Consider the following 11,951-nt stretch of genomic DNA (forward strand, 5'->3'; position numbering starts at 1 on the left):
ACAAACCACTCAACCCGTCCGGCAGACACCGCGAAAGAGACGCGCATTATAGACAACAAAATAAAATACGCAAGGAAGTAAACTCACCCCTGCATCACATCCCGCCTTTGCCGCGCAGCTCGCGATTGGCTCACGCCATGCCGCGCCCGTCACTTTCTCCCCGTCCCAGCCGGAACCACAATGCGTAGAGCGCGGGGACGAACAGCAAAGTGATTGCGGTGCCGACCGACACGCCGCCGATCAGCACATAGGCCAGCGGCCCCCAGAAGGTGTCCAGCGTCAGCGGGATGAAAGCAAAGGCCGCGGCCAGCGCAGTGAGGATGACGGGACGGGCGCGCCGCACGGCGGCCTCGACGACGCCGTCGAAGGCATCCATGCCCGCCTCGAAATTGTCGGCGACCTGCTGCGTGAGGATCAGCGTGTTGCGCATCAGGATGCCGGCCAGGCCGGTAAGGCCGAGCAGCGCGACGAAGCCGAAAGGCTGATTGAACAGCAGCAGCGCCGCCACCGCGCCGATCAGGCCGAGGGGCGCGGTGGCAACGACGATGAAGGTGCCCGAGAAGGAGCGCATCTGCAGCATGATGAAGATGAGCATGAAGGCGACCATCACCGGCTGCAGCTTCTGGATGGATGCATTGGCCTTGCCCGACTGCTCGACCGCGCCGGAGATCTCCAGGCGATACCCGGGCAGCAGCGTATCGCGCAGGTCCGCCAGCGACTTCCATACGGCGTCGGTCACATCGTTCGGCTGCGCCCCCTCGACATCTCCCTGCACCGTCAGCTCCAGTTCACGGTTGTAGCGCTTGATCACCGGTTCCTCGAAACGCACTTCGATACGCCCCAACTGGCTCGCGGGCAGCTTGCGGCCGTCGGGGGTGACGATCTCGAGCATCGCCAGACTCCCGGCATCGAGCCGCCGGCCGCCGCTGGCGCCGCGCGCGATGACATCCACCGTGCGGATGTCCTGACGAGCCTGGGTCACGCGCACGCCATTGAGGTGGAACTGCAACTGCTGCGAGACGTCCTGCGGCGTCAGGCCGAGCAGCTTCAGCCGCTCGGCATCCATGGCCAAGTACAGCACCGGCGCGCGCTCGTCCCACTCCAGGTGCGGATCGACCACATGCGGATCGGCCGCCATGACGTCCCGTACCCGATGCGCGATGCGGCGCAGCTCCAACGCATCGGGACCAACCACGCGATAGGCCACCGGCCAGATGACCGGAGGGCCGAACAGCAGGCGAGACACGCGCACCCTCGCTTCGGGGAATTCGCCTTCGTCGATGTGGCGCTGCAACTCGGCCATCACCCGGGTGCGCGCCTCCACGCCCTGCGTCACTGCAATGATCTTGGCGAAGGCGGGGTCGGGCGGCTCGGGGTTGGCGGACAGGAAGAAACGGGGGGCGCCGCCACCGGCGTAGCTCGACAGGGTGCGCACCTCGGGCATCGGCGCGAGAATCGCTTCCAGCTTGCGTACCGTCGCATCCGTTGCGCCGATGCTGCTGCCCTGCGGCAGGTACACACTCACCAGCACTTCCGGGCGGTCGGAGCTGGGAAAAAACTGCTTCTGCACCACCATGGCCATGCCTGCGACGGACAGGACGAGCAAACCCAGGGTGCCGAAGACCACCGTCTTGCGCCAGCGCACACACCAGGCGATGAGACGGCGCAGGCGCTGGAACATCGGCGTCCCGTACACGCTTTCATGACTATGCACATGCTCGCGCGCCACTTCGGGCAGCATCTTCACCCCCAGGTAGGGGACGAACACCACCGCCACCAGCCAGGACACCAGCAAGGACAGCGCCAGCACCCAGAAAATGTTTCCGGCGTACTCGCCCACCGCCGAACGCGCGAAGCCGATCGGCAGGAAGCCCGCGACCGTGACCAAGGTGCCGCACAACATCGGCGCGGCGGTCACACTCCAGGCATGGGCCGCCGCGCTCACGCGGCTCCAGCCCTCTTCCATCTTCACCAGCATCATCTCGACCGCAATGATGGCATCATCCACCAGCAGGCCGAGGCCGATGATCAGCGCACCGAGCGAGATACGGTCGAGATTGATGCCCATCAGCTTCATGATCAGGAACGCGATGCCCAGCGTGAGCGGCACCGCAATGCCCACCACCAGCCCCGCGCGCCAACCGATGGCCAGCATGCTGACCGCCACCACCACCGCCACCGCCACCAGGAACTTGACCTGGAACAGGTTGACCGCACCGGCGATCGCCTCGGCCTGGTTGGTCAACACCTCCAGCGACATCCCCAGCGGCAATTGCCCACGCTCGGCTTCGATGAAATCGGCAAGGCGGCCGCCCAGCACCAGGCCGTTCTCGCCTTTGTTCATGACCATGCCTAGCAAGAGCGCATCCTGGCCGCGCGAGCGCACTAGATAGCCCGGCGGATCCTCGTAGCCGCGGCGGACACTGGCGATGTCGCCGAGCCGGAACACACGGTCCCCCACCCGCAACGGCACCGCGGCGAGTCGTTCGGGATCCGACAGATCCGCATCCAGCCGCAGATACAGGCGCGGCCCGTCGGTCTCCATGCTGCCAGCCGGCAGCAAGCGGTTGTGCGCCGAAATGGCATCGAACACCACCTGCGGCGACAGCCCTAGATTGACGAGCGTGGCGTTGTCGAACTCGACATATACGCGCTCGGCACGCTCACCCAGCACCTGGGCCTTGTGCACGCCCGGCACGTGCTGCAGGCGGTCGCGGATCGCCTCGGCCTCACGCGTGAGCTCGCGCATGGGCATGCCCGGCGCGGTCAGGGCGATCAGGCTGAAATAGGTGTCGGCGAAATCCTCGTTGACGATCGGCCCGATGACGCCGGCAGGCAGGTTGCCGGCCTCGTCCTGCATGCGTTTGCGCACGTCGTACTTGAGCGCAGGCACCTGCGCGGCCGGCGTGTAGTCGTGGAACTCGATCTGCAGGTTGGCCGAACCGGGGCGCACCGTGGTGATGATGCGATAGATGTTCTCGACCTCCTGGACACGCTTCTCCAGACGGTCGACCACCTGTTCCTGCATCTCCTGCGGCGTTGCCCCCGGCCACACCGCATTGACCACCAGCACGCGCATGGTGAAGGCCGGATCCTCGGCACGCCCGAGGGAAAGAAAAGCATAGGCACCCGCCAGCACCGCCAGGACGAGGAAGAACAGCGTCACCGATCGCTCGCGTACGGCGAGCGCGGACAGGTTGGGGAAGCTCATCGCGCCAGCTCCCGCACCTTCATGCCCTCGGTCAGCAAGTGGGTGCCCAGCGCCACCACGGTGTCGCCGTCGGCCAGGGCGCCTCGCACGCGCGCCATCTCGCCGTCGGTGGACTGCACGCCGACCGGCACCGAACTGACGGCGCCGTCGCGCACGCGCCATACGCGCGCGCCCTCGCCGCGCTCGTTGAGCGCCCCGAGCGGAACGACGAATTCGCCTTCGGCTACCGTCGCGGTACGAAAGCGCGCGCGCAGCACGGCGCCCAGCACCAGTCCGTCCTGCGTGCCATGCACGGTGTAGCGTGCGCGCAGCGTACGGCCCTGGCGCTCGACCGCACCCGCCGTCTCGCGCAGCGCCAATGGCCGTGTCGTCCCGTCGCCCAGCAGGGCGAGGCCCTCGGCCGGCGGTGTCACGCTGGCGGGGAAATGCACTTCGAGCTCGCGCTCGCCTGTCTGCGCCAGCAACGCTACCTGCTGGCCAACGGCGACGACCTGCCCGGGCTCGCCGACGACATCGACCAGCACGCCGGCCTGCGGCGCCTGCAGACGGGCATACCCCAGCGCATTGCGCGCCTGCACCAGACGCGCCGCAGCCGCCTCGTGCCGCGTATGTGCCTCGCGCCGGGCCAGCTCGAAGCGCTCGATGGCCTGCTCGCTGGTGTAATTGCGCTGCTGCAGCTGCCTCGCCCGCAGCAGATCGGCCTCAGCCGTGGCCAGCGCCGCATCCGCCGCCGCCAGATCGGCCGCGGCGGCACGCACGCCCTGCTCGAAATCATGCGTATCGAGCTGGAACAAGGCCTGCCCGGCCGCGACGCGCTCGCCCGCATCCACCGCGCGGCGGGCGATGCGCCCCCCGACCTGGAAGGCCAGCGGCGACTCCACGCGCGCCCGCACCGTGCCCGACAAGCCGACGTCGGCCGCCCCTCCCGTGGCCACTTTCACCGTCTTGACGAAGGGCGGCGCCTTCTCCACCTGCGGCGGTGGCGCCTTGCCGCAGGCAGACAGGATCAGTACACCGATGAAGAGCGAAAGCGTCGAGATGCGCATGGGGGTATCCCGTTAGAGCGTGCCAAATGATCGCCGCAGGGACAGGGAGATGCCGGTTGCCCCTTTCGAAGGACGGACATTATCCACCTCCGATACGGGTTTCCATACTGCCCGGCATGGATTAGCCCCCCGTCCGCCGATACGCCGCGAGAAGGCGAGTCACGGCTCCGGCGGCAGATAGAGGCTCTCCTTCACCTCCTCCATCACCACATAGCTGCGCGATTCGGCGGCCGACGGCAGCTTGAGCAGGATGTTGCCGAGCAGGCGCCGGTAATCGCCCATTTCGGCGATGCGCGCCTTGATCAGGTAATCGAAATCTCCCGACACCAGATGGCATTCCATCACTTCGGGCACATAGGCAAGTTCTTTCTTCACGCGGTCGAAAGTGTCGTTGGACTTGGCCGACAGCTTCAGCTCGACGAAGACCAGCAACGGCCTGCCCAGCGCCCGCGGGTCGACGCGCGCGTGATAGCCGGTGATGACGCCCTCGCGCTCGAGACGGCGCACACGTTCGGTGCACGGCGTGGCCGACAAGCCGACGCGCTGGGCCAGCTCGGTCATCGACAGACGGCCCTCCTTCTGCAACAGATCGACGATCTTGCGGTCCACCCGATCGAGTTCGCGCATTTCGCTGCTCCAGTCGAAGAACATCACGCCGAATGGGGAGTCACTTCATTCATCCCCTGTTTTTCAGTGAAAAACACTGGCCTTGCTTGCCTAAACTGCACATATCCAACAGGAATCCGGCAGGAGACAGCCATGCATGTGATCGTACTCGGAAGCGGCATCATCGGCACCACCACCGCGTGGTACCTCGCCCAGCGCGGCGCGCGCGTCACGGTACTGGAACGCCAGCCCGGCGCCGCACTCGAGACCAGCTTCGCCAATGCCGGCCAGGTTTCGCCCGGCTACTCCACCCCATGGGCCGCCCCCGGCATTCCGCTGAAAGCCCTGAAATGGCTGTTCCAGCGCCACGCCCCCTTCGCCCTGCGCGCCGACGGCAGCCTGTTCCAGCTGCGCTGGATGACGCAGATGCTGGCCAACTGCACCGTAGAACGCTATGCGCTCAACAAGGAACGCATGATGCGGCTGTCCGAATACGCACGCGACTGCCTGCGCACGCTGCGCGCCGACACCGGCATCCACTACGAGGAACGCAGCCTCGGCACGCTGCAGCTGTTCCGCACCCAGGCGCAGCTCGACGCGGCGCAGCGCGACATCGCCGTGCTGCGGGAATGCGGCGTGCCCTTCGAGCTCCTGCCGGCCGGACAGCTCGCGAGTGTGGAACCCGCGCTCGCCCGCAGCCGCAGCCCGCTGGCGGGCGGCCTGCGGCTGCCGAACGACGAAACCGGCGACTGCCATCTGTTCACCACCCGGCTCGCGGACATGGCACGCAAGGCCGGCGTGGAGTTCCGCTTCGGCGTCGACATCCGCGAAATCCTGACGGGCGGTGGTGGCGTGATCGGGGTACGCACCGGCGACGGCGGGCATGGCCAGGTACTCGCGGCGGACCGCTACGTGCTCGCGCTGGGCAGCTATTCGCGCCGGATGGCGGCAGGCCTGGGCCTGGACCTGCCGGTCTATCCGGTCAAGGGCTATTCCCTGACCGTACCGCTGACCGATCCGGACGGCGCCCCCCGCTCGACGGTGCTCGACGAAACCTACAAGGTCGCGGTGACGCGCTTCGACAAGCGCATCCGCGTCGGCGGCATGGCCGAGCTCGGCGGCTTCGACCTGCGCCTGAATCCGCGCCGCCGCGAAACGCTCGAAAAGGTGGTGGGCGACCTGTTTCCGCACGGCGGCGACATTCCCAACGCTGAATTCTGGACCGGCCTGCGGCCGATGACGCCCGACTCGACGCCGATCATCGGCGCCACGCCCTACCCCGAACTCTTCATCAACACCGGCCACGGCACCCTCGGCTGGACGATGTCCTGCGGCGCCGGCCAGCTCGTCGCCGACCTGGTCACCGGCAGGCAGCCCGCCATCCGCCACGACGACCTCGGCCTGCACCGCTACGGCCGCGAAGCCACGCGGCGGGCGCAGGGTCTGAGCCTTTCGCCGGCATGAAACCCGCGGCCTGACCGGGGGGCTGGTCCACGTACGGCGACATCCGGCACGGAGCGCTTTCCAGGCCCGGCAACCCGGCGCGCGCTGCACATTTCCGGCACCGCGCCGCGCACGCATTGCAGCCGGCCCCGCTTGGTAGCACCATGTTGCGCCTTGCCCCCTACAAGGATGGAAACGATGCGCCCCGCCCGCGCTCTGATCGACCTCGCCGCGCTGCGGCACAACTACCGGCTCGCGCGCGCGCGCCACGGCGCATCGGCGCTGGCGGTGATCAAGGCCAACGCCTACGGCCACGGCGCCGTGCGCTGTGCCCGGGCATTGGCCGCAGAAGCCGACGGCTTCGCCGTCGCCTTCCTCGACGAAGCGCTGGAACTGCGCGCGGCCGGCATCACGCAGCCCATTCTGTTGCTGGAAGGGGTATTCGACGCCGTCGAACTGGCAGACGCGGCCCGCCACGACGTGTGGCTGGCAGTCCATCACGAAGCCCAGTTGCGCATGATCGAGACCACCCCGCTCGCTGCCCCGCTGCATGCATGGCTGAAGGTCAACAGCGGCATGAACCGCGCCGGCTTCGTCGGCCCCGCCGTCGCCACCGCCTGGCAACGCCTGCAGGCGAGCGGCAAGGTTCGTGAAACCACGCTGATGACGCACTTCGCCCGCGCCGACGAACCGCAAGCGATCACCACCGCCGAACAGATCGAGCGCTTCGACGCCGCCACCCGGGGCCTGAACGGCGCCCGCAGCCTGGCCAATTCCGCCGCCATCCTGGGCTGGCCGCAGGCTTGCCGCGACTGGGCGCGCCCGGGCATCCTGCTGTACGGCGCGGATCCGATGCCCGGCGAGGCCAACGGGCTGCAAGCGGTGATGACGCTCGAAAGCGCGGTGATGGCCGTGCGCGAAATCGAACCCGGCCAGGCGCTGGGCTATGGCGGCCGCTTCGTCGCCGAACGGCGCACGCGCGTGGGCCTGGTGGCGATGGGCTATGCCGACGGCTATCCGCGCAGCGTGCCCGACGGCACGCAGGTTGCCGTCGACGGCCAGCCGAGCCGTCTCATCGGCCGCGTGTCGATGGACATGTTGACGGTGGATCTGAGCGATCTTCCCGCCGCAGGCATCGGCAGCCGGATCGAGCTGTGGGGCCGGCAGGTGCCGGTCAACGACGTCGCGGCGGCGGCGGGGACGATTGCCTACGAACTGTTGTGCAACGTGAAGCGGGTACGCCTCGACTACCGCGAATGACGGCTCCGGCGGGCAAGGAGGCCCTTGCCCGCCGGGTGGGAATCACGGCCGCACGCGGTCGATTTTCAGGCTGACCCCGCTGGCATCGGTGGCGACGGGTGCACTGAGGCCTTCGAGATCGCCGCTGCGCGCGGTGGCATCGCCCCCCTTCGAAACGCGCGCGCCGACGATGATGCGCTCGGGTAGCGGCGCATCGTCGCCCATCATCAGCGCCGCGCCGTCGAACGAGAAGTCCCGCGGCAGCTCGCCGGCCTTGAAGCGCAGCGCGGCCAGCGGCGGACCGCCCGCTTCGCCGCGGGCGAAGACGAACACCGCGTCTTCCGGTGCCAGCCGGTCGAGCAGCGCCGCATCCACCTCGAGCCGGCCGGACAGCGTCAGCGGGCCACCAGCGGCAGCCGGTGCGGCTGCGGCCTCCACCAGCGGCGGCAGGCCAGCCTTCGCGCGCGCCTCGTTCACACTGGCGCGGATGCCGCGCGCGACATCCTCGCCCGGCGGAATGCGTGCGAGGATCTTCTCCCAATGCCCTGCGGCGGCGGCGTAGTCGCCGCGCTGATAGGCGGCCGTGCCGGCCAACGCGAGCGCCTTGGGATGGTCCGGCGCGAGCGCCAGCGCCTTGTTCACCAGCACTTCGGCATCCCCCACCACCGTGCCCCGCATCGCGGCGACCACATCGGCCCAGTCGGCGAACACGTCCGGTTCGCCCGGCGCAAGCTTCGACAGCTTCTCGTAGGCCGCCGCCGCCTTGGGGAAATCCTCCAGCACCAAATAGGAACGGGCCAGCATCATCCAGCCCTCGACGTTGTCCGGCTCCTGCTGCAGGCGCGTTTCCAGCTTGCCCACCATGTCGGCGATTTCCGCCTGGGAAAAGCCCTGCTGGCCCTCCACGTTCGCCGGATCGAGCCCGTCCGGGGTACCGAAGGCGAGATAGCCAACCACCGCCAGCACCGGCACGCTCAGCGCCAGGCCCACGGCCCAGCTCCGCTCGGTGCGCACATCGGCGCTCTGGGCGCGCTCGGCGACGGCCTCGCCTTCTTCCAGCGCGCGCCGCTCGACCTCCTCCCGGCTCTTCGCGTGGGTGGCGGCGTCGATGCGGCCCGCCGCGAGATCGGCGTCCAGCTCGGCCAGTTGCTCACGCAGCACGGCCAGCACGAGGCTGCTCTGCTCCGCCTGCTCGCGCTGCGCGCGGCCGCCGGCACGGAACAGCGGTGGCAGGATCCAAAGCAGGGCACCGGCCAGCAGCAGGCCGGCAAAAAGAAGGAAAGCGGTCACGAACGGGACTCCGGAGATTCAGATGAAGACGGCTTGGCATCGCCCGCGAGCAGGTCGCGGGCACGGCGGCGCTCGGCCTCGCTCAGGCCGTCCATGGCGGCAAGCTCACCCGCCCGCCGGCGCAGCCGCCAGGCCAGCCAGCCGGCGCCGCCCACGAGCAGCATCACCGGGCCGCCCCACAGCAGCAGGGTCGTCGCCTTGAACGGCGGTTCGTAGAGCACGAAGTCGCCGTAGCGGGCGACGAGATAATCCACCACCTCGCCCTTGCTGCGGCCACTGGCGAGCTGCTCGCGTACCTGTTCGCGCAGGTCTACCGCCAGCGGCGCATTGGATTCGGCGATCGACTGGTTCTGGCACACCAGGCAGCGCAGCTTGTGCGACAACTCCATCACGTCGGCTTCGAGCTGTGGATCGGCCGCAACGGTGGGCGCGGCACCCGGCTCGGCCGCCGTCCGTTGCGCGGCGGCGGGAAAGGTCGCCGCCAGCAGCGCGGCCAGGGCCAGCCCGCGGGAAAGCTTCACGAACACATCAACCCGCACGGCGCACCTCCTCGATCTTCGGCAGGATCACCTGCTGCAGGCTTTCCGGTGTGATGGGGCCGATGTGTTTGTAGCGGATGCGGCCCTCGCCGTCGATCAGGAAGGTCTCGGGCACCCCATACACGCCGAAGTCGATGCCGACCCGGCCGTCGATGTCGAGCACCGACAGCACGTAGGGATCGCCATGGTCGGAAAGCCAGCGCCGCGCACGCTCGATCGCCAGCGCCGTTTCGGTCTCGAGCGCCATGCCGCGCGCGTTGATCGCGCCGTCGCCGCGCACCTCCTTGTAGTTGAGGCCGACGACGGGGACGATCTTCTGCTGCGCCATGCGCACCAGCAGCGGGTGCTCCTGGCGGCAGGCCACGCACCAGGAGGCCCACACGTTCAGCAGCCAGACCTGGCCCTTCATCTCTTCGAGGGCGAAAGGCCGGGCCGGGTCATCGAGCCGCGCGAGGCTGAAGCCCGGCGCGGGCTTGTCGATCAGCGGCGACGGCACCTCACGCGGGTTCAGGGTGAGGCCGAAGGCGAGGAAGCCCGCCAGGGCGATGAACAGGATCAGGGGAACGAGGAATTTTGCTTTCATCGGAAGGTTTCCGTGCCGCTCAGGCGACGCGCTGGTTGGCCGCCACCGTGGCGTCGCGCGCGGCGAGCCGGCGGTAGCGGCGGTCGGCGGCGGCGCAGATGCCGCCCAGGCCCATCAGGATGCAGCCCAGCCAGATCCAGCTGATGAAGGGCTTGTAGTACAGGCTGACGATCCAGGAGCCGTCCTCGATCTGCTCGCCCAGCGACACGTACACGTCGCGGAACGGGCCGATGTCGATCGAAGCCTCGGTCATCGGCATGCCCTGCGCCACGTACAAACGCTTCTCCGGCGTCAGCGTGGCCACCGGGCGGCCGTCGCGGGTGACGTCGATCGTCGCCCGTGCGGCATCGTAGTTGGGGCCGTCGGCGTCCTGCACGCCACGGAAGGTGAAGGTGTAGCCGGCCAGCTCCGCATGCTGGCCGTTCTGCATCTTGACGTCGAGGTTGGCATCCAGGCTGCCCACCAGGGTCACGCCGATGATGAACACGCCGATGCCCAGGTGCGCCAGCCACATGCCCCACCATGCGGCGGTGATCGAGCGCAGGCGCGCGCCCATCGCCGCCCCCGCGCGTTCGGTGATGCGCCCGGCCAGCAACTGGATGCTGGCGAGCACCACCCAGGCGGCCAGCGCCAGGCCGAGTACCGTGCGCCAGGTGACGTGGCCGACGGCGTAGGCCGTGCCCACGCCGATCAGCACGCTGGCGATGAAGGCCGGCGCCACCTTGCGCACCGCCGCCCCGAGGTCGTCGTCCTTCCAGCGCAGGAAGGGGCCGAACATCATCAGCACCACCACCGGCGTCATCAGCGGGATGAACACCGCCTCGAAATACGGCGGCCCCACCGAGATCTTGCCCATGCCCAGCGCATCGAGGAACAGCGGGTACATCGTGCCCAGCAGCACCGAAGCGGATGCAACGGACAGCAGCACGTTGTTGCCCAGCAGCGAGGTCTCGCGCGACACCAGGCCGAAGCTGCCACCACCGCCGAGCTTCGGCGCGCGCCATGCGTACAGCAGCAGCGACACGCCGATGACGATGACGAGCAGGGCCAGGATGAAGAGGCCGCGCTTGGGGTCGGTGGCGAAGGCATGCACGCTGGTGATGACGCCCGAGCGCACGATGAAGGTACCGAGCAGCGACAGCGAGAAGGCGCTGATCGCCAGCAGCACCGTCCAGCTGCGGAAGGCGCCGCGCTTTTCGGTGACGGCCAGCGAGTGCATCAGCGCGGTGCCGAGCAGCCAGGGCATGAAGGAGGCGTTCTCGACCGGGTCCCAGAACCACCAGCCACCCCAGCCCAGCTCGTAATAGGCCCAGCCGGAGCCAATCGCGATGCCGGCGGTGAGGAACACCCAGGCCACCGTGGTCCACGGCCGCGACCAGCGCGCCCAGGCGGCATCGAGCCGGCCGCTGAGCAGCGCGGCGATGGCGAAGGCGAAGGCCACCGAAAAGCCCACGTAGCCCATGTAGAGCAGCGGCGGGTGGATGATCATGCCGGGGTCCTGCAGCAGCGGGTTCAGGTCGCGCCCCTCGCCGACCGCCGGCAGCAGGCGGTCGAAGGGGTTCGACGTGACCAGCAGGAAGGACAGGAAACCGACGCTGACCCAGCCCAGCACGCCCAGCACACGGGCGACGAAGGCTTCGGGCAGGTGGCGCGAGAACACCGTCACCGCGACCGTCCACAGCGACAGCGACATCGCCCACAGCAGCAGCGAGCCTTCATGGTTGCCCCACACGCCGGTGATCTTGTACATCAGCGGGGTAGCGCTGTGCGAGTTCGCCGCAGCGAGCTGCACCGAGAAGTCGCTCTGGATGAAGGCCCAGGTCAAACAGGCGTAGCTGAACAGGATGAAGAAGAACTGCCCCTGCGCGGCCGGCCGGCCCACGGCCATCAGTGCCAGGCGGTTGCGGCTGGCGCCGATCATCGGCACGACGGCCTGCACCAGGGCGAGGACCAGGGCGAGAACGAGGGCGAAATGTCCGAGTTCGGGAATCATG

At 68.5% G+C, this 11,951-nt stretch carries 9 protein-coding genes; 2 read left to right on the forward strand and 7 right to left on the reverse strand.

The genetic code is table 11. From position 1 onward, the window contains the following. Positions 1-130: 130 nt before the first annotated feature. From C666_RS11580 to C666_RS11590, 3 genes are all read right to left on the reverse strand, one after another. The gene (locus tag C666_RS11580) at positions 131-3,211 is read right to left on the reverse strand and encodes an efflux RND transporter permease subunit (protein ID WP_004338897.1); all 3,081 of its coding nucleotides are present in this window, start codon (positions 3,209-3,211) and stop codon (positions 131-133) included. Then, complete coding sequence (locus C666_RS11585) at positions 3,208-4,257, reverse strand: efflux RND transporter periplasmic adaptor subunit (protein WP_004338900.1); 1,050 nt, start codon at positions 4,255-4,257, stop codon at positions 3,208-3,210. Before C666_RS11585 ends, C666_RS11580 begins: the two co-directional genes overlap by 4 nt. A gap of 159 nt (positions 4,258-4,416) precedes the next feature. Then, entirely contained in the window at positions 4,417-4,884 is a 468-nt protein-coding gene (locus C666_RS11590; protein WP_004338902.1) for an Lrp/AsnC ligand binding domain-containing protein, read from the reverse strand. A gap of 132 nt (positions 4,885-5,016) precedes the next feature. On the opposite strand from C666_RS11590, the gene C666_RS11595 reads away from it, so the two are divergent. Further along, entirely contained in the window at positions 5,017-6,327 is a 1,311-nt protein-coding gene (locus C666_RS11595; protein ID WP_004338904.1) for a D-amino acid dehydrogenase, read from the forward strand. 177 nt (positions 6,328-6,504) lie between these two features. After that, a complete protein-coding gene (gene alr / locus C666_RS11600) occupies positions 6,505-7,566 on the forward strand; it encodes an alanine racemase (protein ID WP_004338906.1) in 1,062 nt (353 codons plus the stop codon). A 42-nt stretch (positions 7,567-7,608) separates the two neighbouring features. On the opposite strand, the gene ccmI is transcribed toward alr, so the two are convergent. From ccmI to C666_RS11620, 4 genes are read right to left on the reverse strand one after another with little or no spacing between them, the layout of a single operon-like run. Beyond that, positions 7,609-8,835: a c-type cytochrome biogenesis protein CcmI gene (gene ccmI / locus C666_RS11605; RefSeq protein ID WP_004338909.1), complete on the reverse strand. Its 1,227-nt coding sequence runs from the start codon at positions 8,833-8,835 to the stop codon at positions 7,609-7,611. Further along, positions 8,832-9,356 (reverse strand): cytochrome c-type biogenesis protein, encoded by a 525-nt coding sequence (locus C666_RS11610; RefSeq protein ID WP_370701729.1) that lies wholly within the window; start codon positions 9,354-9,356, stop codon positions 8,832-8,834. The genes ccmI and C666_RS11610 overlap by 4 nt, the downstream gene beginning before the upstream one ends. Before the next feature lie 7 nt (positions 9,357-9,363). Beyond that, positions 9,364-9,957, reverse strand: a complete 594-nt coding sequence (locus C666_RS11615) for a DsbE family thiol:disulfide interchange protein (protein WP_004338914.1) — start codon at positions 9,955-9,957, stop codon at positions 9,364-9,366. Between the two features lie 19 nt (positions 9,958-9,976). Further along, positions 9,977-11,950, reverse strand: coding sequence for a heme lyase CcmF/NrfE family subunit (locus C666_RS11620; protein WP_004338915.1), 1,974 nt, complete (start codon positions 11,948-11,950; stop codon positions 9,977-9,979). Position 11,951: the final 1 nt, after the last annotated feature.

The organism is Thauera linaloolentis 47Lol = DSM 12138, assembly GCF_000310205.1.
In the GTDB taxonomy this organism is placed as follows: Bacteria; Pseudomonadota; Gammaproteobacteria; order Burkholderiales; family Rhodocyclaceae; genus Thauera; species Thauera linaloolentis.

What these genes read in the sequence shown, in the direction of transcription:
- C666_RS11580 (WP_004338897.1), bottom strand. Translation starts at nt 3,211, where the DNA reads ATGAGCTTCCCCAACCTGTCCGCGCTCGCCGTACGCGAGCGATCGGTG.
- C666_RS11585 (WP_004338900.1), bottom strand. Translation starts at nt 4,257, where the DNA reads ATGCGCATCTCGACGCTTTCGCTCTTCATCGGTGTACTGATCCTGTCT.
- C666_RS11590 (WP_004338902.1), bottom strand. Translation starts at nt 4,884, where the DNA reads ATGCGCGAACTCGATCGGGTGGACCGCAAGATCGTCGATCTGTTGCAG.
- C666_RS11595 (WP_004338904.1), top strand. Translation starts at nt 5,017, where the DNA reads ATGCATGTGATCGTACTCGGAAGCGGCATCATCGGCACCACCACCGCG.
- alr (WP_004338906.1), top strand. Translation starts at nt 6,505, where the DNA reads ATGCGCCCCGCCCGCGCTCTGATCGACCTCGCCGCGCTGCGGCACAAC.
- C666_RS11615 (WP_004338914.1), bottom strand. Translation starts at nt 9,957, where the DNA reads ATGAAAGCAAAATTCCTCGTTCCCCTGATCCTGTTCATCGCCCTGGCG.
- C666_RS11620 (WP_004338915.1), bottom strand. Translation starts at nt 11,950, where the DNA reads ATGATTCCCGAACTCGGACATTTCGCCCTCGTTCTCGCCCTGGTCCTC.